A 20,737-nucleotide genomic window follows, 5' to 3' on the forward strand; every position below is an offset into this window, starting at 1 on the left:
ATACCCTTGGAGGGGAATTATGGCAGTCACCAACAGGTTCGACGCGATCGTCATCGGATCGGGCGTCAGCGGCGGATTCGCCGCGAAGGAATTGACCGAAAAGGGCCTGCGCGTCCTGATGCTCGACCGTGGCCGGATGGTCGAGCATGTCGAAGGCTATCCGTATGACGGCAAGCCCGCATATGAGGTTCCGGCACGCAACCAGATGCCGAAGCCGCTGATGGACAGCGACTATTTCATCGCGAAGTACGGCTATGTCTCGCCGAGCAACCGGTCCTTCTACAATGACGACCGGCTGAACCCTTATGCCTATGACGAAGGGGAGAAGTTCTACTGGATCCGCCCGGGTGCGGTGGGCGGCAAGTCGCTGATCTGGGGTCGCTGGACGTTCCGGTGGAGCGCCGACGATTTCGAGGCGAACAAGCGCGAGGGCATCGATGGCGCATGGCCGATCGGCTATGACGACGTCGCGCCGTGGTACAGCTATGTCGAAAAATATATCGGCGTATCGGGTTCGCGCGAGAACCTGCCTTACCTGCCCGACAGCGAATTCCAGCCGCCGATGCCGATGAACGTCGCAGAGAAGTGGCTGAAGGAACGGCTGGAGACCCAGTTTCCGGGCCGCAAGCTGATCCACACCCGCCTGTCGAACATGACCGAGGACAAGCCGGACCAGAATCGCAGCAAGTGCCAGTTCCGCAACCAGTGCGGCAATGGCTGTTCGTTCGGCGCCTATTTCTCGACCCAGGCGGTGACGTTGCCGGCGGCGCGGGCGACCGGGCGGCTGACGCTGCGCTCTGACGCGGTCGTCACCAACCTCGAATATGATGCCGCGCGCAAGAAGGTGACCGGCGTGCGCTTCGTCGATGCCAAGACGGGGCAGGCGGAGACGGTGCAGGCGAACCTGGTCTTCCTGTGCGCGTCGGCAATGGCATCGACGCAGATCCTGATGAATTCGCGGATGGGCGGCGGCGGTCGCAGCCATTTCGACACCAGCGGCACGCTCGGCCGCTATGTCATGGACCATATCTTCCGCGTCGGCGCCGAGGGGGAGATCCCCGGCATGACCGACCTGATCGAATATGGCCGTCGGCCGGGCGGCGTCTATGTCCCGCGCTTCCGCAACCTGAAGGGCGAGGAAGGCGTCGGTTTCCGTCGCGGCTATGGCTATCAGGGCAGCGCACGTCGCGAGCCGACGGCTCCGGTCGGCTTCGGCAAGGACATGAAGCACGGCATGCGGCAATATGGCCCGTGGAAGTTCGGCATGGGCGCGTTCGGCGAATGCCTGCCCTATGCCGACAATCGCGTGTCGCTGCATGCGAACAAGGTCGACCGGTTCGGCGTGCCGCTGATGAAGTTCGACGTGAAGTTCCGGGACAACGAGCTGAAGATGATGGCCGATGCCCGGATCGAGGGCGAGAAGATGCTGAAGGCGGCGGGTCTGACCAATGTCCGCAGCTATGAAGGCGCGCATATCCCGGGCGACGCGATCCATGAAATGGGTGGCGCACGCATGGGCGCCGATCCGCGCAAGTCGGTGCTGAACGGGTGGAGCCAGGCGCATGACGCGTCGAACCTGTACGTCACCGATGGCGCGCAGATGGCGTCGGTATCGTGCGTGAACCCGTCGCTGACGTTCATGGCGCTGACCGCCCGCGCGGCGGACCATGCGATGCGGACCAAGCCCTGGGCGTAGGCCGTTCGAAGGTTGAAATCGTCACCCCAGCCTTCGCTGGGGTGACGTTTGGGTCAGGCTTCTGTGGAACTGAAGGCCGGGTCCGGCCGCAACCCGAGGAGGATCAGCAGCGCGCCCGCCGCCGCCTCGCCATCGCCAGCCGTAACGGTCTTGGCATCGTCAGGGCGCGGTTCGAAGCCGTTGTTCACGCCGAGATTGTCGGAAGGCGTAAGCACGACCGTATCGCCGTTCCGGTCGATATCGACGCGATGCGCTTCGCGCATGAAGGTCTTAAAGTTCTTGACCGCCGCCGCGTCCTGGAAGGGGATGAACTGACGCTTCCACTGCTCGGGGGTCGGATCGGTCAGGCCGGTCCGCGACGCCGACAGGGCATCGGCGATCGCCTGCGCGACGACCGCCTTCTTCGCCGATTTGCCGAACCATTTGGGATCGGTCGCGATCGTGTCGACGGACAGAGTGTGCGACACCGGCGCGAGGATGATCCGGCCGTTGGTAAAATAGGCGACTGCCGATTGCTGCATCGCCGCCCTTTGCGCCCGAAACCGGGGCGGGGCAAGCGCGGCTCAGAAGCTCGGCAGGTTCGGATCGCCGTCGAGCAGCGGCTTATGGATGCCGCATTCGACCTTTTCCCAGCCGGCCCAGCGGCCCGAGCGTGGGTCTTCGCCGGGTTTTACCCGGTTGGTGCAGGGTTGGCAGCCGATCGACGGAAAACCCTGTTCGACCAGCGGGTGACGCGGCAGGTCGTGCTGCGCGAAATAGGCGTCGATGTCCGCCGGGGTCCAGGTGATGAGCGGATTGATCTTCAACCGGCCGACGCTGTCCAACGTGTCGAGTTCGAAGCGGGGCAGGGCGGTGCGGGTCGCCGACTGGAACGCCTTGCGGCCGGTGAAGCTGGCATCGAAGCCGGCAAGGCCCCGCGCGAGCGGTTCGACCTTGCGGATTTCGCAGCAGCCATCGGGGTCGTAGGACCAGCGCAACTCGGTGGCGTCCTTCGCCGCCAGCAGCGCCGGATCGGGGCGGAGGTTGCGAAAATCGGTCAGGCCTAGGCGATCGACCAGCAGGTCGCGATAGGCGAGCGTTTCGGGGAAATGCTTTCCGGTTTCGAGGAAGAGCACCGGGACCGACCGGTCGACCGACGCGATCAGGTGGAGCAGCACCGCCGATTCGGCGCCGAACGACGACACTGCCGCGACCTTGCCGAGCAGCCGCTCGCGCAGGGCGACGGTCAGCATCTCGTGCGTCGAGGTATCGCGAAAGCGGTCGTTCAGCACTTGCGCATCGGCGGCGGTGAAACGCGGGGCTAGGTCCAGCCGGTCGCGCACGCGAATATCCGGGTCAGCATCAGCCATGACGCAGTTTCCACACCGGCACATGCCCGTCGGCCGCCGCCTGATAGACATGGTCGTAGCGTTCCAGCGCGCGTTCGAGCGCGGCGGGATCGACCGGCGCGGAGGGCGCGAAACTGTCGAAGCCGCAGCGGCGCATCAACGGGATCTGATCGACCAGCACGTCGCCCTCGGCGCGCAGTTCGCCGGTATAGCCCGCCTCGCGCAGGATCCGCCCGGCCGAATAGCCCCGCCCGTCGCGGAATTTGGGGAAGCTGACCTCGATCAATGCCAGCCGGTCGAGATGCGGCAGCAGCAGGCGGGCATCGTCGCCGGCCTCTATCCGCACGGCGGTCGCGTTCGACTGGCCGAGAAAGGCGTCGAGGGTGACGGCGGGTTCGTCATGCGCGGCATCGTCGCGCAGGCGCAGGGCGTCAACCATAGATAGCCTCCTTGAACGGTTCCATGCCGATCCGGCGATAGGTGTCGACGAAGCGCTCCCCGTCGGTGCGTTCGGCGAGATAGCGGTCAGTGACGCGCTCGATCGCGTCGACCACGCCGTCTTCGGAAAAGCCGGGGCCGGTGATCTTGCCGAGCGAGACGTCTTCCGCACCCGATCCGCCGAGGAGAAGCTGGTAATTCTCGGTGCCCTTACGGTCGACGCCGAGGATGCCGATATGGCCGGCATGATGGTGGCCGCAGGCGTTGATGCAGCCGCTGATCTTGAGCTTCAGTTCGCCCAGATCGCGCTGGCGCACCGGATCGGCGAAGCGATCGGCGATCTTCTGCGCGAGCGGGATCGAACGCGCATTGGCGAGGCTGCAATAATCGAGGCCGGGGCAGGCGATGATATCGGTGATCAGGTCGAGATTGGCCTCGGCCAGCCCGATCGCGACCAGCCGGTCATAGACCGCGCGAAGGTCGGCCGAGCGGACATGCGGCAGGACGATGTTCTGCGCATGGGTGACGCGCAGTTCGGCGAAGCTGTACGCCTCCGCCAGATCGGCCATCGCATCGATCTGATCGGCCGATGCGTCGCCGGGAATGCCGCCGGTCGGCTTCAGGCTGATGGTGACGATGGTGTAGCCGGCGCGCTTGTGGGCGTGGGTGTTCTGGTCGAGCCAAGCGGCGAAGCCCGCGTCACTGCGATCGACCGGTGCATCGGTCGAGGTATCGGCGAAGGCGGGGTCGGCGAAGAAGGCGGCGATGCGGTCGAATTCGGCCTGGGGCGGATCGATGCCCAGCGTCTTGATATGCGCGAATTCCTCGGCGACCTCGGCACGATATTTGTCGACGCCGATCTCGTGGATCAGGATCTTGATCCGCGCCTTGTACATATTGTCGCGGCGACCGTAGCGATTGTAGACGCGCAGGCACGCCTCAAGATAGCTCATCAGGTCCGACAGCGGCACGAAGTCGTTGACCAACGGCGCGATCATCGGCGTGCGGCCCATGCCGCCCCCGACATAGACCTGCGCGCCCGCCACGCCGTCCTGTTCGACGATGCGCAGGCCGATATCGTGGAGGCGCATCGCAGCGCGATCCTCGTCGGCGGCGATCACCGCGATCTTGAACTTGCGCGGCAGGTAGCTGAATTCGGGGTGGAAGGTGCTCCACTGACGCAGCAGCTCCGCCCAAGGGCGCGGGTCGGTCAGCTCGTCGGCGGCGGCGCCGGCGAACTGGTCGGAACTGATGTTGCGGATGCAGTTGCCGCTGGTCTGGATGGCGTGCATCTCGACCTTGGCCAGCTTCTCCAGAATGTCGGGCGTGTCGGCCAGCTTGATCCAGTTGAACTGGAGGTTCTGGCGCGTGGTGAAATGGCCATAGCCGCGGTCATAGGTGCGGGCGATGTCGCCCAGCACCCGCATCTGCGTCGACGACAGCGTGCCATAGGGGATGGCGACACGCAGCATATAGGCATGGAGCTGGAGATACAGGCCGTTCATCAGCCGCAGCGGCTTGAACTGGTCCTCGGTCAGATGGCCCGACAGGCGGCGTTCGACCTGATCGCGGAACTCCGCGACGCGGGCGTCGACGATCGACTGGTCGTAGGTGTCGTATTGGTACATCGTCTTTTCCTAAATCCTCCCCGCTTTGCGGGGAGGGGGACCGGCCGCAGGCCGGTGGAGGGGGAGTGCCGCGCAACGCAACCGTTGTGGAGTAGGCCAACCCCCTCCACCATGCTGCGCATGGTCCCCCTCCCCGTGCCGGGGAGGATTTATATTACCCACGCCCCGGCTTGCGGATCGGCGGGCTTGAGCGTCAGGTCGGTGCGCACCGTGGGACCGAGTGCGCGGATGCGGTCCTTGATATGGGCGGGACGGGGACCTTCGGGGGTCGCCACCGCGTCGATCACATACGGTACGTTGACCCGGCGGGCGGCTTCCTCGACCTGGGCGATGCGGTCGCCATCCTCGCCGACATCGACGGCATCCTCGACATGGCGCGACCAGTCGCCGCCGGTCCACCACGTCACGTCGCCGCTGGCGAGGTCGTTTCCGGTCAGCAGCTTCATGCCAGTGCCTCCGCAGCGCGTGCCCAGTTGCCGAGCTTGTCCTCGGCATCGGCCAGTTGCACGACTTCGCCGACGACGATGACCGCCGGGCTCTTCACATCCTCGCGCGCGACCATCGGGCCGAGATCAGCGAGCAGCGTGCGCAGCGCGCGGGCGTCGGCATAGGTGCCGCGCTCCAGCACCGCGACCGGCATGTCGGGCGCGACGCCATCGGCCATCAGCTTGTCGGCAATCGCCTCCGCCGTCGCGACACCCATATAGATGACCAGCGTGCGGCCCTGTCCGGCAAGGCCCGACCAGTCCTGTTCGGACAACCCCTTGCATTGACCGGCCACGAAGCTGACCGCCGATGACCAGTCGCGGTGCGTCAGCGGCAGCATGGCGCCTGCCGCACAGCCGAGCGCAGCCGAAACACCGGGAATGACCTCGACAGGCAGGCCGGCGGCGCGGACCGCCTCGACCTCCTCGCCGCCGCGACCGAAGATGAACGGGTCACCGCCCTTCAGCCGGATGACGATCGCGCCGGTCTTCACATGCGCGACGATCAGCGCGTTGATCGATTCCTGCGGCAGGGTGTGACGCGCGCGCTGCTTGGCGACCGAGATGCGCTGCGCGGTCGCGGGCGCGAGATCGAGGACGCGCGGGTCGATCAGCCCGTCATGCACGACGACATCGGCGGACTTGAGCGCTTCCACCGCGCGCACGGTTAGCAGGCCGGGGTCGCCCGGACCTGCGCCGACAAGGATGACGCGCCCGCGCGCGGTCGGATCGAGTAACGTTGCCATGCTGCCGTAGATGCGACCGCGGCTGCCCCCAGGCAACCGACGCTTGCTTGGGGGGCGGGAAGGGATTGTTTAGCAGGCTATTGGTTGCGTAGCCCGATGCCGATCGAGGCACGCGCCTGCTCCGCCTCGGCCGAGACTACCGGATAGGCGCAATAGTCGGCGGCGTAATAGGCGGAGGGGCGGTGATTGCCCGACCAGCCGATGCCGCCGAACGGCGCGGCCGAGGATGCGCCATTGGTCGGGCGGTTCCAGTTCACGATGCCGGCGCGGATATTCGCCCAGAAGCCGTCGTAGAGCTGCGGATCGGACGAGATCAGCGATGCCGACAATCCGTAGCGGGTGTTGTTCGCCTCGGCGATGGCGTCTTCGAAACTGTCGACGCGGAATATCTGCAGCACGGGGCCGAACAGTTCGATATCGCTACGCTCGGCGGTGTCCGACATGTCGATGATGCCGGGGGTCAGGAACGGACGCCCCTCGACCAGCCGCTGCAGGAACCGCAACGGACGCCCGCCGCGCGAGGTCAGCGACAGGAAGCTCTCGGTCAACTGGTCGGCGGCTTCGTTGTCGATTACGGGGCCCATGAAGGGTGCGGGATCGGCGTGGGGTTCGGCAATGATTAGCCGTTCGCATAGCCGGTTGATTTCGGCGAGCAGCGGTTCGGCCAGCCGTCGTTCGACGATCAGCCGACGCGCGGCGGTGCAGCGCTGTCCGGCGGAGGTGAAGGCCGACTGCACCACCAGCACGGCGGCGGCATAGAGGTCGGGCGCGCTCCAGACGATAATCGGGTTGTTGCCACCCATTTCCAGCGCGAGAATCTTTTCGGGCGTCTCAGCGAACTGGCGGTTCAGCGCGATGCCGGTGCGCGCCGATCCGGTGAAGAGCAGGCCGTCGATATCGGGATGGCCGGCGAGTGCCCGGCCCTGTTCGGGCCCACCGATCAACAGCCTTATGCAATCCTCGGGCACGCCACCGGCGCGGTAGCAATCGACGAGGAACGCGCCGCTGGCCGGCGTCTTTTCGGACGGTTTGAATACCACCGCATTGCCCGCGATCAGCGCCGGGACGATGTGTCCGTTGGGCAGATGCGCCGGGAAATTATAGGGGCCGAGCACCGCGAGCACGCCATGCGGTTTGTGGCGAAGCGCCATGCGCGAGCTTGCCTGCGCCTCCAACCGGCGCTGGCTGGTGCGTTCGCCATAGGCGGTGATCGAGATTTCGACCTTGGCGATGACGGTTTCGACCTCGGTCCGCGCTTCCCACAACGGCTTGCCGGTTTCGCGGGCGATGACGTCGGCAAAGGCTTCGGCACGGCTGCGCACGACATTGGCGAAGCGGCGCATCGCCTCGATCCGGTAGGCGAGCGAGCGGGAGGCCCAGCCGGCCCAGCCAGCGCGGGCGGCGGCGACTTCGGTATCAGCATCGCCGACAGGGGCACGCCAGAGGGTCGCGCCGGTTGCGGGTTCGGTCGAGACAAGTTCGGCCATGCGTAGTCGTATCCGCCTCCTGATGTGCGCGCATCCTTGGACCAGATCGCGCGACGATGCCAGTTGTCTGCTACGATCGGTCGAGGTCAGGCAAGGGCCTGTCCCATCCGACGGATGGCGGCGACCTTGTCGTGGAACGGCGTCCAATCGTCGCGTTCGGCGATGGCGGCCCAGATTTGCTCGACTTCGCTGATCAGCATCGAACAGGGGGCGGCGTCGGACCAGTAAGGATGGCTGCGGTCGCTGCGCGGGCGATAGTCGGACAGCAGCGCGCGGACGGATTCGAACGCGGTCCAGTCATCGCCTTCGGGTAGCCAGCCGCCGAATGCTTCGAAGAAGAAATGGTCGATCGGCATCTGCGACGCCGCGAGGGCGGCGGTGACCGCGTCTGCCAGCGCACGGTCGGCGGCCGGATCGCGTGGGGCAATGCCGAGCCGCCACAGCATCGCTTCCGCCGCCGCCGCCGCATAGCGTTCCGGGAAGGTCTCCAGCACCTCGATCAGTGGTGGTGCGTCTGCGATCGTGCGCAGCGCCACGGCCAGTTGCATGACGTTCCAGTGCATCGCGTCGGGCTGTCGGCCGAAGGCGTAGAGGCCCTGATGGTCGAAATAGGCCGCGGTGAAGCCTGCGTTCCAGGTCGGCGCGAACCGCCACGGGCCGTAATCGAAGCTTTCGCCGGTGACGTTGATATTGTCGGTGTTGAGCACGCCGTGCACGAACCCCGCCGCCATGAACCGAGCGGCGAGTGTCGCGACGCGACCGACGACTTCGTCGACCAATTCGATCGCGGGGGCACCACCCGGCGTGCGGCCGTGCAGGCGGGTCAGCACATAGTTCACTAGCCGGTACATCGCGTCGGCGTCGCGTTCATAGGCCAGCCGCTGGAAGGTGCCGATGCGGACATGGCTGTGGTTCAGCCGGACCAGCACCGCCGAACGGGTCGGCGAGGGTTCGTCGCCGCGCACCAGTTCCTCGCCGGTCTCGGTCAGCGACAAACTGCGTGAGGTAGGTACGTTCAGCGCTTCGAGCATCTCGGTCGCCAGCACCTCGCGCGCGCCGCCCTTCAGCGTCAGGCGGCCGTCGCCGAAGCGGCTGTACGGGGTCTGTCCCGACCCCTTGGTACCCAGGTCGAGCAACCGGTCGCGATGGTCGGTTACCTGCGCGTACAGGAAGCCGCGGCCATCACCGATATCGGGATTGTACGACTGGAACTGATGGCCGTGATAGCGCAGCGCCAGCGGTTGCGGGATGCTGCCGGGCAGGGGCGTGAAGCGAGCGAAATGGTCGAGCCATGCTTCGTCCGAAAGCGGCAGGCTGTCCGCTGCGCTCCCGACCGGAACGATCCCGATCTCCGCCGCCGCGCGATCGTTGCGGAAGCGCAGGATATGTTCGGGAAAGGCGGCCGGCGCGAGGGCGTCGTAGAACGGTTCGCCCAGCGCCAGAATATCGGTGCGGGGGCGATAGCGAGCGGGTTGCGGGTTTTCAGCCATGCGGCGATATGGGGGGCGATGGCGCTATCCGACAAGCAACGCTTCACCGATGGCTATTGGTGGTCGAACGACGGCCTCCGGCTGCATTATCGCGACTATGCGGGGCGGGACGACCGGCCGGCAATCCTGTGCCTGCACGGGTTGACCCGCAATGCGCGCGATTGGGAGGATGTCGCCGACCGGCTTGCTGGACAATGGCGGCTGATCGTCCCCGAGATGCGCGGGCGCGGGGAAAGCGGCTATGCCCGCGATCCGATGACCTATGTGCCGCTGGTCTATCTGCAGGATGTCGAGGCGCTGCTGAACCAGCTGGAACTGCCGCAGGTCGTCGCGTTCGGCACCTCGCTGGGCGGCATCCTGACCATGTTGCTGGCGGCGACCGATCGCGACCGGATCGCGGCGGCGATGCTCAACGATGTCGGGCCGGAACTCGATCCGGTCGGGCTGGGGCGCATTCGCGGCTATGTCGGCAAGCAGGTTAGCCACCCGACCTGGATGCACGCCGCGCGTGCCGTCGCCGAAGCGAATGGCGACGTCTATCCCCGCTATGAGGTGCAGGACTGGCTGCACATGGCCAAGCGGGTGCATCGGCTGAATTCGGCGGGCCGGATCATCCTCGACTATGACATGAAGATCGCCGAGCCGTTCCGTGTGCCGGGGAACGAGGCGGGACCGGACATGTGGCGCGCCTATGAAGCACTGGCCGGCAAGCCGGTGGCGATCGTTCGCGGCGAACTGTCCGATATCCTTCCGGCACCGGTCGCGGCGGCGATGGCGGCGCGTGTCGATACGGCCGAGTTGACGACGGTCGATCAGGTCGGCCATGCCCCGACCCTGACCGAACCGGCGTCGGCGGCTGCGATCGACCGGTTGCTGGCGCGGGTGGCGGGGGCGTGAGCGCGCCGGTCCGCATCCTGCACCTCCATTCCTCCTTCGCTTATGGCGGCAAGGAGGCGCGGGCGATCCGGCTGATGCATGCATGGGGATCGAACGCCGTCCACACGATCGTGTCGGGCGTGCCCGAACGGATCGAGGCGCAGGCGGCGATCGGCAAGTATATCCGCTACGAGATCGCGCAGAATCCGCCGCCGCTGACCGGCAAGCCGTCGGTCGCGCGGTTCGAGGCGATTGCGAAATATATGCGCCGCTTCGATCTGGTGCTGACCTATAATTGGGGCGCGATCGACGGGGTGATGGCGCGGCGGGTGTTCGCCAAGGGCGCGCCGCCGATTGTCCACCACGAGGACGGCTTCAACGAGGACGAGGCCACCCGGCTGAACCCGGTGCGCAACCTGTATCGCCGCTTCGCACTGGGCGCGGCCGAGGCGCTTGTCGTGCCGTCGGAACGGTTGCTGGACGTGGCGCGGACGGTGTGGAAGCAGCCCGATAGCCGGCTGCACCTGATCGGCAACGGCGTGCCGGTCGCGCGGTTCGCGCAAGGGTGCGCGCCCGATGCGATCCCCGGTTTCCGTCGCAAGCCGGGCGAGGTCGTGATCGGCTGTGTCGCCGGCCTGCGTGAGGTGAAGGACCTGCCGCTGCTGGTGCGGTCGGTCGGTGGGATTTCGGTCAAGGTGCGGCTGGTGATCGTCGGCGAGGGGCCGGAGCGGCAGAATATCCTCGATGCCGCCGAAGCGATGGGCATCGACGACCGCGTCCACCTGCCCGGCTTCCTGCCCGAAGCGTGGCGGTATATGGGGCTGTTCGACATCTTCGCGCTGTCGTCGAAGAGCGAGCAGCAGCCGATTTCGGTGATGGAAGCGATGGCGGCGGGGTTGCCGGTCGTGGCGCCGCCGCTCGGCGATATCGGCAGGATGGTGTCCGAGCCGAACCGGCCGTATATGGGCATCGACCGGATGGAAGTGCATCTGCGCGACCGGCTGCAGATGCTGGCGGTCGATCCGGCGGCGCGCCATTATGTCGGCGAAAGCAACCGTGCCAAGGCCTATGCCGAGTTCGACGAAGCGACGATGATCGCCAGTTACAAGGCGCTGTACGAACGCGCGATCGGACGGCCGGGGGCTCTGGGGTAACGGCAGGATCGCCGCGCTCCATGCCGACTTCCGCGTGCGGGACCGCGCAGTCCTCGCAATTTGCTCGCGTTCGGCGTCGGCTGCGATTAATGACGCTTCGATGCGATCGTCGGTTCAGTCCGTCCCGCACCGAAGTTCCCGCTGGAGGTCATGTTGTTCAAAGGTCTGTCGCCCATCGTCTATAACGGCCGCGAAGTCTGGCCGCTGATCGAAGGGGGCAAGGGCGTTGCCGCGACCAACCACGCCTCGGCCGGTGCCTGGGCGGCGGCGGGCGGGATCGGCACCGTCTCGGCGGTCAATGCCGACAGCTATGACGCCGAGGGCAAGATCATCCCGCAGGTGTACAAGGCGCTGACCCGCCGCGAGCGCCATGAGGAACTGATCGAATATGCGATCGAGGGCGCGGTGCAGCAGGTGCGGCGCGCATGGGAGATCGCCGGCGGCAAGGGCGCGATCAACATCAACGTGCTGTGGGAAATGGGCGGGGCGCAACGCATCCTGCACGGCGTGCTCGAGCGGACGCGGGGCCTCGTCTCCGGCGTGACCTGCGGCGCGGGGATGCCGTACAAGCTGTCCGAGATCACCGCCTCCTACGGCGTCAGCTATCTGCCGATCGTGTCGTCGGGCCGCGCGTTCCGCGCGCTGTGGAAGCGCGCCTATTCAAAGGCGGCGGAATGGCTGGCGGCGGTGGTCTATGAGGATCCTTGGCTGGCGGGCGGGCATAACGGCTTGTCGAATGCCGAGAACCCGCTGGAGCCGCAGGACCCCTATCCGCGCGTTAAGGAATTGCGCGCGACGATGCGCGAGGGTGGCATATCCGACGACGTGCCGATCGTGATGGCCGGCGGCGTCTGGTATCTGCGCGACTGGGCCGACTGGATCGACAATCCCGAGCTCGGCAAGATCGCGTTCCAGTTCGGCACCCGCCCGCTGCTGACGCAGGAAAGCCCGATCCCCGAGGAGTGGAAGGCGAAGCTGATGGAGATCGAAGAGGGCGAGGTGCTGCTGCACCGGTTCAGCCCGACCGGCTTCTATTCGTCCGCCGTCCGCAACCCGTTCCTGCGCAACCTTGAAGCGCGCTCGGAGCGGCAGATCGCCTTCTCGACGCAGGAAGCGGGCGACCATGTCTTTCAGCTCGACGTCGGGGTGAAGGGCAAGAATTTCTGGGTGACGCAGGGCGACTTGCTGCGCGCCCGCGAATGGTTCGGGCTGGGCTTTACCGATGCGTTGAAGACCCCTGACAATACGTTGGTGTTCGTGACGCCCGAGGAAAAGGGCATCATCCGCAAGGATCAGGCGGATTGCATGGGCTGCCTGTCGCAGTGCAGTTTTTCGAGCTGGGCAGATAGCGAGACCAACTCGACCGGGCGGCTGGCCGATCCGCGCAGCTTCTGCATCCAGAAGACGTTGCAGGACATCGCCCATGGCGGCCCGACCGACCAGAATCTGATGTTTGCGGGGCATGCCGCCTACAACTTCAAGCGCGATCCCTTCTATTCCAACGGGTTCGTGCCGAGCGTGAAGCAGCTGGTCGATCGGATCCTGACGGGGGATTGATGCAACTGTCGGGCGATCACGTCGCGGCGCTGGCCGTGGTCGACCGGCTGTTACGGCAAGCGCAGGAGCCATGGTGGGTGATTGCGGGTGCCGCAGTAGCGCTGCATGCGGCCGAGCCGGTCGCAGTCGACGATGTCGACGTGCTGCTGGCGATGTGCGACGTGGCGCTGATCGCGGACATGCCCGGTCTGGTGCGCAAGGGCGGGGCGGGCGATGCGCTGTTTCGCTCGGCCTTCTACGGCTCGCTGCCGGTCGGCGGGGTCGATGTCGAGTTCATGGCCGGTTTCGAACTATCCGGTGGCGAGGGCTGGCAGCCGGTCCGGCCGCGATCGCGGGTGTTCGTTGAGGTCGGCGGTCTTGCCGTGCCGACGCCGGATCGTGCCGAATTGATTGCGATGCTTAGGGCGTTCGGCCGGCCCAAGGACTTGCAACGGGTCCGCTTGCTGGCACGCTGACCGGGGCAGCGCGTGCCGCCCCGGTCGATCCCGATCAGTCGTCGGCAACGGTGCCGACCACCGCACCGCCCACGCCACCCACGGCCGCACCCTTTTCGACATTGCCACCGGTCGCAGCGGCGATGCCGGCACCGCCGGCTGCACCGATCGCGCCGCCGCGCAGCGTCGAGCAGGCGGCCAGCGAGCTGCCGGCGGCAAGGGCGAGCAGGACAGTTGCGATCTTTTTCATGGGGTTACTCCTGTTGAACACACTGCCCCGCCAATGGTTTTGTGCCGCCGGGGTTCCAAACCCGTCCCATTGCAACACAAAGAAACATTACAGGTGCCATTAACCTGCGTCGCGATAGACTGCGCCCATGAAGTCCGCGTTGATCGTTCGCCACGTTCCCTATGAAGGCTGTGCCGGATATCGTGCGCCGGTCGAGGCGGCGGGCTACGTCATCGACCGGATCGACGTGACCGAACCCGCCTTCGCCACAGCCGACCTGACCGCGCCAGACCTGTTGATCGTGATGGGCGGGCCGATGGGAGTGTATGACGTGGCCGAGAATCCTTGGATTCCGGGCGAGATCGCGGCGCTGTCGCGGCGGCTGGCGGCGGACCGGCCGACGCTCGGCATCTGTCTCGGCGCGCAGATGATGGCGGCTGCACTAGGGGCTAACGTCTACAAGGGCGACGGCGGCTGCGAGATCGGGTTCGCGCCGATCGACCTCGCCGACGGGCGCTCGCCGCTGCGCCATGTCGCGGGGGTGCCGGTTCTGCACTGGCATGGCGACACGTTCGATCTGCCCGAAGGGACCGAGTTGCTGGCGACGACCAAGCGATACCGGCAGGGGTTTCGGCGGGGCGCGAACCTGTTGGCGCTGCAATTCCATGCCGAAATGGGCGAGGATGCGCGGTTCGAGGCGTGGCTCGATTATCTCGACTGCCCGAACCATCGCGGTGAACTGACCGAGGAATACCGGACGCTGGGGCCGGCGGCGGTGCGCGCGGGGCAGGCCATGATTGGCGAGTGGCTAAGTGGCTTGAAGGGCTGAGGTTTTTGGCCAAACTTCACTAAGTTCACACTTGCGGCGTGTTTGTGTGTTGCGTCGGGCGGCGGTTTCAAAGAGCGGGCGTAGGGAATGGCCATCGGCAATATTGGCAGGCATGGGGGTTGTAGGAAAGTATCGTCGGGCTTGCTTTGGCGGTAAGTCGGTCGTTGAACGGAAGGATGCGCATGTTACGCTAAGCGCATGATCAAACGACGACTAAGAGGGGCAATTGTAGCAATCGTTTTGCTGCTAATCGGCGTGCAAATGTTTGGTAGGCCAGGGGTAAACCTTTTGTCGCAGAGGGCGACGCGGCAACAAATGCTGAACGAAATTTGGCCACGTTCCTCGACCCTGTTCCGATACCCTAGTTGGGCCAGCGGCGCGGAGGAACCGGATACCACGTTGGTGGACATTGCTGAACGCTGCGGAGGCCGGTCACAACTATCCGCAATCGTTGAACGAGTAAGCGATCCGCAATCGAAGCTGAAAGAGGCGGCGCAGTCGATGTATCGCGTGGAGATTATTCTTGCAGTCGCAGAAACCGCGCCATGGTGGCGCATAAAGGCGTGGCAAATCGGTTTTGCCTTAGGACTGTGGTCGGAGCAACTGGACCAACCATCTGCATATTTGTCGCAACAGCAGATAGACAATGCGCGCAAGTCATCAGATCGGTGGTATCAGAAAGTAACGGATCAAGTTACTTGCGATGCTACACGCAGCATGATGGTCGGCAAACGGTAGATTGACAGTAAAGGCAGCCTGCATGCGCTGGACAGATGTACGGTTGGCTCTTGGTTAAAATCTATTCTTCGACCAATCGCGTTACCGCAACCCCTCCAACACCTGATCCGGTGGCCGATGCCCGTCCGCCCACACCCGAATGTTGGTAATCACCTTCTCGCCCATCGCCACGCGGCCCTCCAGCGTCGCCGAGCCCATATGCGGGGTCATCACGACGTTGGGCAGCGCCAGCAGACGCGGGTCGATTGCCGGTTCGTGTGCCCAGACGTCCAGGCCGGCACCGGCCAACCGCCCGCCCTCCAGCGCGTCGACCAGCGCCTCTTCGTCGACGATGCCGCCGCGCGAGGCGTTGATGAGATAGACGTGGCGGCGCAGGCGGGCGATGCGGCGGGCGTCGAGCAGGTTTTCGCTGTCGGCGTTGCGCGGGGTGTGGATGGTCAGCAGGTCGATCTGCCCCAGCATCGCGTCGAGATCGGCATGCCATGTCGCGCCGAGTTCGGCCTCGACCACCTCGGGCAGGCGGTGGCGGTTGTGGTAGTGGATCGACAGGCCGAAGGCGCGGGCGCGGCGGGCGACGGCCTGTCCGATGCGGCCCATGCCGATGATGCCGAGCGCCTTGCCGCCGATGCGGTGGCCGAGCATTCCGCCGGGGCTCCACCCCTTCCACTCGCCCGAGCGGACCAGCTTTTCGCCCTCGGCCAAGCGGCGCGGCACGGCGAGGATCAGCGCCATGACCATGTCGGCGGTATCCTCGGTCAGCACGCCCGGCGTGTTGGTGACGATGATCCGGCGGGCGCGCGCCGCCTTCAGGTCGATATGGTTCACGCCCGCGCCGTAATTGGCGATCAGGCGCAGTCGGTCGGGCGCGGCGTCGATCAGCGCGGCGTCGATGACGTCGGTGACGGCGGGGACGAAGACGTCGCAATCGGCCATGGCGGCGGCGAGTTCGTCGCGGGTAAAGGCATGGTCGTCGGGGCTGAACACCGTGTCGAACAGCGTCGCCATCCGCCCCTCGGTCGCTGCCGGCAGACGCCGCGTCACCTGGACTCGCGGATGGCGGGGCGGGGGCGCGGTACCGTTCATGGTTACCGGATTGGCGCTTGGGCGAACCTGCGTCAACGGCTTGCGGGCATGGTGTCGTTGCCGATACAGGCAGGGTTCGGACAAAAGGGGACGATAACATGCGCTTCGCAAGGCAATCGATCGCGGTCGCGTCGATGCTGGTGGTGCTGGCGACCGGACCGGCGGAGGCGCAGCGCCGCAAACCGCCTTATTATGCGTCGATCGCGGCGGGCGAGGCGCGGATGCGCAGCGGCCCCGGCAAGAACTATCCGACGCAATGGGTGTATCGTCGCGCCGACCTGCCGATCAGGGTCGTCGACATCTATCAGGACTGGCGCCGGGTCGAGGACCCCGACGGCACACGCGGATGGTTGCAGGTCGGGTTGCTGAGCGACCGGCGCACTGCGTTCGTCGGGCGCGAGGTGGTCGAACTTCGCGCGTCGCCCCAGTCGGGCGCGGCGGTGGTGTGGCGCGCGGCGCCGGGCGTGGTCGGGCGACTGTCGCGATGCAACGGCGCGTGGTGCTTCTTCGACGTGCGTGGGCGCGGCGGCTATGTCGAGCAGGCGCGGCTGTGGGGCGTCGATCCGGGCGAGACGATGTAGGTTTTGGAATAGATCTTTCACGTTCGTCATTCCCGCGGACGCGGGAATCCATTCACGCTGACGCCGGGGCAGGAGGCGCGACGTCGGCGTCTATAGGCTCCCGCCTCGGCGGGAGCGACTAAGCAAGGGTGCAAGGTACCGCTTCGCCAAACTCCGCCATTTACCTACGCCCCCTGTGAAGCGATAACCGCTGATACGATCGGCGCGGTTTCACCGCAGGACATATGGGGCAATATGGTCAAATGGTTGATGGGTGCGGCGTTGCTGGCATTGGGGCAGGCCGGGATGGCGAGTGAACCGGCAGCGCCGGTGGCGGCGAGCGAGGCGACGAAGGCGGGCGACCTGACGCTCGAACGCGTCTTTGCCAGCCCCGATCTGAACGGTGCAGCGCCGCAGAATTTGCGCCTGTCGCCCGACGGCAAATATGTGACGCTGCTGCGCAACCGCGCCGACGAACGCGAGCGGTTCGACCTGTGGGCGATGGACACGACCAGCCGCGAATGGCGGATGCTGGTCGATTCGAAGAAGGTCGGCACCGGCGCCGCGCTGTCCGAGGCGGAAAAGATGCAGCGCGAGCGCGACCGCTCGCTGACCGGCAAGCGCGGCATCCTCGCCTATGACTGGGCGCCCGATGGTAAGTCGATCCTCGTGCCGTTGGACGGTGACCTCTACCTTGCGTCGATCGACGGCAATGTCCGGCGGCTGACCAATAGCGAAAGTGGAGAGCTGAATCCGGTGGTCAGCCCCGAGGGCCGCTATGTCAGCTTCGTGCGCGACCAGAATCTGGTGACGCTCGACCTGAAGACTGGCCAGGAGACGGCGGTTACGACCGAGGGCAAGGATACGGTCCATTTCGGCGAGGCGGAATTCGTCGCGCAGGAGGAAATGGACCGGCGCACCGGCTACTGGTGGTCGCCCGACGACAGCCTGATCGCGGTCGAGCGGTTCGACGAGGCCCCGGTCGGCATCGTCACCCGATCGGCGATCGGCGCCGAAGGGACCAGCATTTATCAGCAGCGTTACCCGAAGGCGGGGACGCCCAACGTGCTGGTCGAGCTGTATGTGATGAAGCCGGACGGGTCGAGCAAGGTGAAGGTCGATCTCGGCCCCGATCCCGACATTTATCTGGCACGGGTCGACTGGACGCCCGATGGCAAGGCGTTGCTGGTCCAGCGGCAGAACCGGTTGCAGACGAAGCTCGACATGCTGCGCGTCGATCCGGCGACGGGGGCGGCGACGGTGCTGTTCAGCGAGGAGACCGGGCCGAAAAGCTGGGTCAACCTGTCCAACGCCTATCACGCGATGAAGGACGGGAGTCTCATCTGGTCGTCGGAGCGCGACGGCTATGCGCATCTCTACCGCTGGAAGGGCGGCAAATGGACGCAGCTGACCAGCGGCAAATGGATGGTGTCCGATCTGGCAGGCGTCGATGAGGCGAAGGGGCGCATCTATTTCCTCGCCAACAAGGACGATGTGCTGGAGCGTCAGCTGTACCGCGTCGATCTGAACCGGCCGGACGCCATCACCCGGCTGACCGAGCGGGGCTGGTCGTACAGCGCGTCGATGGATGGCAAGGCGTCACGGCTGATCGTGTCGCGCTCCAATCCCGACCAGCCGGCGCAGACCTATCTGGCCGATAGCGCCGCCAAGCGGATCGCGTGGATCAACGAGAATGCGCTGACCGGCGACCACCCGTATGCGCCCTATGTCGCCAGCCATCGCCCGACCGAGTTCGGGACGATCAAGGCGGCGGACGGTTCGACGCTGTACTGGAACATGATTACGCCGAAGCTGGAGCCGGGCAAGCGCTACCCCGTGTTCTTCTCGCATTATGGCGGCCCGGGCAGCCAGGTGGTGAAGCGCGCCTGGGGCGGGGCGCTCCGGCAATATCTGGTCGATCGCGGCTGGATCTGGTTCGAGATCGACAATCGCGGATCGCCCGAGCGCGGCAAGGCGTTCGAGGACCAGATCCATCAGGCGATGGGTACGGTCGAGGTCGACGACCAGATCGCGGGTGCGAACTATCTGAAGACGCTGCCGTTCGTCGCGCCGACCAAGATCGCGACCTATGGCTGGTCCTATGGCGGCTATATGACGCTGAAGATGCTCGAGAAGGCGCCTGGGGTGTTTGCCGCCGGCGTGTCGGGTGCGCCGGTGTCGCGTTGGGAACTGTACGACACCCATTATACCGAGCGCTATATGGGCGATCCGCGCGTCGTGGGCGATGCCTATACCGCGTCGGCGGCGGTGCCAGATGCGGCGAAGATCAAGGATCCGCTGCTGCTGATCCACGGCATGGCCGACGACAATGTCGTGCTCGAACATTCGACGGCGATGATGGCGGCGATGCAGAAGAGCGCGACGCCGTTCGAACTGATGCTGTATCCGGGGCAGACGCACCGCGTCGGCGGCCCCGGTATTAGCGAACATCTGTGGAAGACGATCCTCGACTTCCTCGACCGGCAAGTCGTCGAAAAGTAACCTCTAAACGAAGTATTGACGCCCGACTTTCCCCAAGCCTAGCCTCACGGGCGAGGACTTGGGGGAGTCGGACGATGGCGGAAGCAGTCGGCGGGATCGCGCCGGTCACCGGGCGGGCGCGGATCGAGGTGCTGGACGTCCTGCGCGGACTGGCCATCCTCGCCATCTATTACATGAACATCGTGTCGCAGGCGTCGCCGATCACCAAGCTGTTCGCCGATCCGCGCTGGGTCGGCTGGACGCCGATCGACAAGTTCGCGTGGAGCTTCGTCTTTATCTTCCTCGAAGGGACGCAGCGCGGCACGCTCGAATTGCTGTTCGGTGCCGGCTTCATGGTGCTGACCGCGCGGGCAATGCGTCCCGACGGGCCGGTCGCGGTCGCCGATCTCTTCTACCGCCGGACCTTGTGGTTGTTGTTCTTCGGACTGGTCAACGTGTTCGTCGTGCTGTGGGTCGGCGACATTTTGACCATCTATGCGCTGGCGTCGCTGTTCCTGTTCCCGTTCCGCCTGTTGGGGCCGAAGGCGCTGGTCGCGATCGGCAGCCTGTTCGCGCTGTTCACCGCGGTCGGCGGCACCATGGAATATATCCCCCGGCTGGCGATGGAGGCGAAGGTCGAGCGTGCCGAGGCGGCGCAGGCGGCCGGTCGTCCGGTCGCCAAAGACGACGCCAAGGCGCTGGCCGAGTGGAACCAGAAGCTCGCCAAGCGCCAGCCGAACAAGAAGATGGCGAAGGATCTGGTCAACGAGCGCAAGGCGCATGCCGGCGGCTGGCTGCCCTATGCCAGTTTCGGCTGGAATGGCTGGACGAAGTTCATGGTCGGCAAGGGGTTCATCGCCATCGCCGTCGTCGAGGCGTTCTGCATGATGCTGATCGGCATCGCGCTATGGAAATGGCGGGTCATTCAGGGCGGCCGCACGGCGCGCTTCTATCTGGGGCTGACCCTTGCCGCCTATGGGTTCGGCATCACCGCCCGTGCCGTCGGGGTGATGGAGGTGCTGCCCTTCCTGCCGACGGCCAAGACGATCTGGATCACGGAGGAAGCGGCGCGGATCGCGGTCAGCATCGGCCATGTCGCGCTGGTCAATCTGGCGATGAAATCCGCCACGGGTGCGCGGGTGCTGGCACCGTTCAAGACGGTCGGGCGCATGGCATTCTCGGTCTATTTCCTCGAACAGATCATCGGGTTGCACATCCTGTTCGCGCCCTATGGCTTCAACCTGTGGGGCCGTTACAGCCATGCCGCGCAATTCGCCATCGCCACGGGCGTGATCATCGTCAGCACCGTGACGGCGCTGATCTGGGCGCGCTGGTTCGCGATCGGGCCACTCGAATGGGCGTGGCGCAGCCTGTCCTATTGGCAGCGCCAGCCGTTCCGCCACCCGCGCGGGCCGGTGGAGGTGCTGCCCGGACCCACGCTGGCGGCAGCGTGACTTTACAAAAGGTGCAAAACCGGTATGCCGCGCGCAAGATTTGA

Annotated in this window: 20 protein-coding genes; 10 read left to right on the plus strand and 10 right to left on the minus strand. The window is 65.7% G+C overall.

The genetic code is table 11. From position 1 onward, the window contains the following. The first annotated feature begins 19 nt into the window (after nt 1–19). Complete coding sequence (locus AAIO73_RS11845) at nt 20–1,696, plus strand: GMC family oxidoreductase (protein ID WP_345878315.1); 1,677 nt, start codon at nt 20–22, stop codon at nt 1,694–1,696. Nucleotides 1,697–1,749: 53 nt separating this feature from the next. Here the strand turns inward: AAIO73_RS11845 and AAIO73_RS11850 are convergent, their stop codons facing one another. From AAIO73_RS11850 to AAIO73_RS11885, 8 genes are all read right to left on the minus strand, one after another. Then, nucleotides 1,750–2,217 carry a hypothetical protein gene (locus tag AAIO73_RS11850; RefSeq protein ID WP_345878316.1) on the minus strand — a complete coding sequence of 156 codons (468 nt, stop codon included), beginning with the start codon at nt 2,215–2,217 and terminating at the stop codon, nt 1,750–1,752. A gap of 42 nt (nt 2,218–2,259) precedes the next feature. Continuing rightward, nucleotides 2,260–3,045, minus strand: a complete 786-nt coding sequence (locus AAIO73_RS11855) for a phosphoadenylyl-sulfate reductase (protein WP_345878317.1) — start codon at nt 3,043–3,045, stop codon at nt 2,260–2,262. Continuing rightward, nucleotides 3,038–3,463: a DUF934 domain-containing protein gene (locus AAIO73_RS11860; RefSeq protein WP_345878318.1), complete on the minus strand. Its 426-nt coding sequence runs from the start codon at nt 3,461–3,463 to the stop codon at nt 3,038–3,040. The genes AAIO73_RS11855 and AAIO73_RS11860 overlap by 8 nt, the downstream gene beginning before the upstream one ends. After that, complete coding sequence (locus tag AAIO73_RS11865) at nt 3,456–5,090, minus strand: nitrite/sulfite reductase (protein ID WP_345878320.1); 1,635 nt, start codon at nt 5,088–5,090, stop codon at nt 3,456–3,458. The genes AAIO73_RS11860 and AAIO73_RS11865 overlap by 8 nt, the downstream gene beginning before the upstream one ends. 149 nt (nt 5,091–5,239) lie before the next feature. Then, nucleotides 5,240–5,536 carry a DUF2849 domain-containing protein gene (locus tag AAIO73_RS11870; protein ID WP_345878322.1) on the minus strand — a complete coding sequence of 99 codons (297 nt, stop codon included), beginning with the start codon at nt 5,534–5,536 and terminating at the stop codon, nt 5,240–5,242. Further along, on the minus strand, nt 5,533–6,321 hold the full coding sequence (cobA, locus tag AAIO73_RS11875) for a uroporphyrinogen-III C-methyltransferase (protein ID WP_345878324.1): 789 nt from the start codon (nt 6,319–6,321) through the stop codon (nt 5,533–5,535). Before cobA ends, AAIO73_RS11870 begins: the two co-directional genes overlap by 4 nt. A gap of 77 nt (nt 6,322–6,398) precedes the next feature. Then, nucleotides 6,399–7,808 (minus strand): succinylglutamate-semialdehyde dehydrogenase, encoded by a 1,410-nt coding sequence (astD, locus tag AAIO73_RS11880; RefSeq protein WP_345878325.1) that lies wholly within the window; start codon nt 7,806–7,808, stop codon nt 6,399–6,401. Between the two features lie 86 nt (nt 7,809–7,894). Further along, nucleotides 7,895–9,298 carry a protein adenylyltransferase SelO family protein gene (locus AAIO73_RS11885; protein WP_345878327.1) on the minus strand — a complete coding sequence of 468 codons (1,404 nt, stop codon included), beginning with the start codon at nt 9,296–9,298 and terminating at the stop codon, nt 7,895–7,897. Nucleotides 9,299–9,316: 18 nt separating this feature from the next. Here AAIO73_RS11885 and AAIO73_RS11890 point away from each other — a divergent pair, with 18 nt between their 5' ends. The 4 genes from AAIO73_RS11890 to AAIO73_RS11905 all read left to right on the plus strand — a co-directional run bounded on the left by AAIO73_RS11890 (nt 9,317) and on the right by AAIO73_RS11905 (nt 13,340). Continuing rightward, nucleotides 9,317–10,195: an alpha/beta fold hydrolase gene (locus AAIO73_RS11890; RefSeq protein WP_345878328.1), complete on the plus strand. Its 879-nt coding sequence runs from the start codon at nt 9,317–9,319 to the stop codon at nt 10,193–10,195. Continuing rightward, a complete protein-coding gene (locus AAIO73_RS11895) occupies nt 10,192–11,328 on the plus strand; it encodes a glycosyltransferase (RefSeq protein ID WP_345878330.1) in 1,137 nt (378 codons plus the stop codon). Before AAIO73_RS11890 ends, AAIO73_RS11895 begins: the two co-directional genes overlap by 4 nt. Before the next feature lie 153 nt (nt 11,329–11,481). Next, nucleotides 11,482–12,885, plus strand: coding sequence for an NAD(P)H-dependent flavin oxidoreductase (locus tag AAIO73_RS11900; protein ID WP_345878549.1), 1,404 nt, complete (start codon nt 11,482–11,484; stop codon nt 12,883–12,885). Continuing rightward, entirely contained in the window at nt 12,885–13,340 is a 456-nt protein-coding gene (locus AAIO73_RS11905) for a hypothetical protein (protein ID WP_345878331.1), read from the plus strand. Before AAIO73_RS11900 ends, AAIO73_RS11905 begins: the two co-directional genes overlap by 1 nt. A 34-nt stretch (nt 13,341–13,374) precedes the next feature. On the opposite strand, the gene AAIO73_RS11910 is transcribed toward AAIO73_RS11905, so the two are convergent. Continuing rightward, nucleotides 13,375–13,569, minus strand: coding sequence for a YMGG-like glycine zipper-containing protein (locus tag AAIO73_RS11910; RefSeq protein ID WP_345878333.1), 195 nt, complete (start codon nt 13,567–13,569; stop codon nt 13,375–13,377). Nucleotides 13,570–13,696: 127 nt separating this feature from the next. Here AAIO73_RS11910 and AAIO73_RS11915 point away from each other — a divergent pair, with 127 nt between their 5' ends. Together AAIO73_RS11915 and AAIO73_RS11920 are read left to right on the plus strand one after the other, a co-directional pair. Beyond that, nucleotides 13,697–14,377: a glutamine amidotransferase-related protein gene (locus tag AAIO73_RS11915; RefSeq protein WP_345878334.1), complete on the plus strand. Its 681-nt coding sequence runs from the start codon at nt 13,697–13,699 to the stop codon at nt 14,375–14,377. Nucleotides 14,378–14,692: 315 nt separating this feature from the next. Beyond that, a complete protein-coding gene (locus AAIO73_RS11920) occupies nt 14,693–15,115 on the plus strand; it encodes a hypothetical protein (protein ID WP_345878335.1) in 423 nt (140 codons plus the stop codon). An 81-nt stretch (nt 15,116–15,196) separates the two neighbouring features. On the opposite strand, the gene AAIO73_RS11925 is transcribed toward AAIO73_RS11920, so the two are convergent. Beyond that, on the minus strand, nt 15,197–16,198 hold the full coding sequence (locus AAIO73_RS11925; protein ID WP_345878336.1) for a 2-hydroxyacid dehydrogenase: 1,002 nt from the start codon (nt 16,196–16,198) through the stop codon (nt 15,197–15,199). A 98-nt stretch (nt 16,199–16,296) separates the two neighbouring features. Between AAIO73_RS11925 and AAIO73_RS11930 the strand changes: the two genes are divergently transcribed. From AAIO73_RS11930 to AAIO73_RS11940, 3 genes are all read left to right on the plus strand, one after another. Continuing rightward, nucleotides 16,297–16,779, plus strand: coding sequence for an SH3 domain-containing protein (locus tag AAIO73_RS11930; RefSeq protein WP_345878338.1), 483 nt, complete (start codon nt 16,297–16,299; stop codon nt 16,777–16,779). 285 nt (nt 16,780–17,064) lie between these two features. Beyond that, on the plus strand, nt 17,065–19,260 hold the full coding sequence (locus AAIO73_RS11935) for a S9 family peptidase (RefSeq protein WP_345878551.1): 2,196 nt from the start codon (nt 17,065–17,067) through the stop codon (nt 19,258–19,260). 74 nt (nt 19,261–19,334) lie between these two features. Beyond that, nucleotides 19,335–20,693 carry a DUF418 domain-containing protein gene (locus AAIO73_RS11940; protein ID WP_345878340.1) on the plus strand — a complete coding sequence of 453 codons (1,359 nt, stop codon included), beginning with the start codon at nt 19,335–19,337 and terminating at the stop codon, nt 20,691–20,693. Nucleotides 20,694–20,737: the final 44 nt, after the last annotated feature.

This window comes from Sphingomonas epibiotica (assembly GCF_039615155.1).
Classification (GTDB): domain Bacteria; phylum Pseudomonadota; class Alphaproteobacteria; order Sphingomonadales; family Sphingomonadaceae; genus Sphingomonas.

Excerpts from the sequence above, each read along its gene's own strand:
- AAIO73_RS11855 (WP_345878317.1), bottom strand. The coding sequence starts at position 3,045 with ATGGCTGATGCTGACCCGGATATTCGCGTGCGCGACCGGCTGGACCTA.
- AAIO73_RS11860 (WP_345878318.1), bottom strand. The coding sequence starts at position 3,463 with ATGGTTGACGCCCTGCGCCTGCGCGACGATGCCGCGCATGACGAACCC.
- AAIO73_RS11890 (WP_345878328.1), top strand. The coding sequence starts at position 9,317 with ATGGCGCTATCCGACAAGCAACGCTTCACCGATGGCTATTGGTGGTCG.
- AAIO73_RS11845 (WP_345878315.1), top strand. The coding sequence starts at position 20 with ATGGCAGTCACCAACAGGTTCGACGCGATCGTCATCGGATCGGGCGTC.
- AAIO73_RS11920 (WP_345878335.1), top strand. The coding sequence starts at position 14,693 with ATGCTGAACGAAATTTGGCCACGTTCCTCGACCCTGTTCCGATACCCT.
- AAIO73_RS11885 (WP_345878327.1), bottom strand. The coding sequence starts at position 9,298 with ATGGCTGAAAACCCGCAACCCGCTCGCTATCGCCCCCGCACCGATATT.
- cobA (WP_345878324.1), bottom strand. The coding sequence starts at position 6,321 with ATGGCAACGTTACTCGATCCGACCGCGCGCGGGCGCGTCATCCTTGTC.
- AAIO73_RS11915 (WP_345878334.1), top strand. The coding sequence starts at position 13,697 with ATGAAGTCCGCGTTGATCGTTCGCCACGTTCCCTATGAAGGCTGTGCC.
- AAIO73_RS11935 (WP_345878551.1), top strand. The coding sequence starts at position 17,065 with ATGGCGAGTGAACCGGCAGCGCCGGTGGCGGCGAGCGAGGCGACGAAG.
- AAIO73_RS11940 (WP_345878340.1), top strand. The coding sequence starts at position 19,335 with ATGGCGGAAGCAGTCGGCGGGATCGCGCCGGTCACCGGGCGGGCGCGG.
- astD (WP_345878325.1), bottom strand. The coding sequence starts at position 7,808 with ATGGCCGAACTTGTCTCGACCGAACCCGCAACCGGCGCGACCCTCTGG.
- AAIO73_RS11910 (WP_345878333.1), bottom strand. The coding sequence starts at position 13,569 with ATGAAAAAGATCGCAACTGTCCTGCTCGCCCTTGCCGCCGGCAGCTCG.
- AAIO73_RS11850 (WP_345878316.1), bottom strand. The coding sequence starts at position 2,217 with ATGCAGCAATCGGCAGTCGCCTATTTTACCAACGGCCGGATCATCCTC.
- AAIO73_RS11930 (WP_345878338.1), top strand. The coding sequence starts at position 16,297 with ATGCGCTTCGCAAGGCAATCGATCGCGGTCGCGTCGATGCTGGTGGTG.
- AAIO73_RS11865 (WP_345878320.1), bottom strand. The coding sequence starts at position 5,090 with ATGTACCAATACGACACCTACGACCAGTCGATCGTCGACGCCCGCGTC.
- AAIO73_RS11925 (WP_345878336.1), bottom strand. The coding sequence starts at position 16,198 with ATGAACGGTACCGCGCCCCCGCCCCGCCATCCGCGAGTCCAGGTGACG.
- AAIO73_RS11905 (WP_345878331.1), top strand. The coding sequence starts at position 12,885 with ATGCAACTGTCGGGCGATCACGTCGCGGCGCTGGCCGTGGTCGACCGG.
- AAIO73_RS11870 (WP_345878322.1), bottom strand. The coding sequence starts at position 5,536 with ATGAAGCTGCTGACCGGAAACGACCTCGCCAGCGGCGACGTGACGTGG.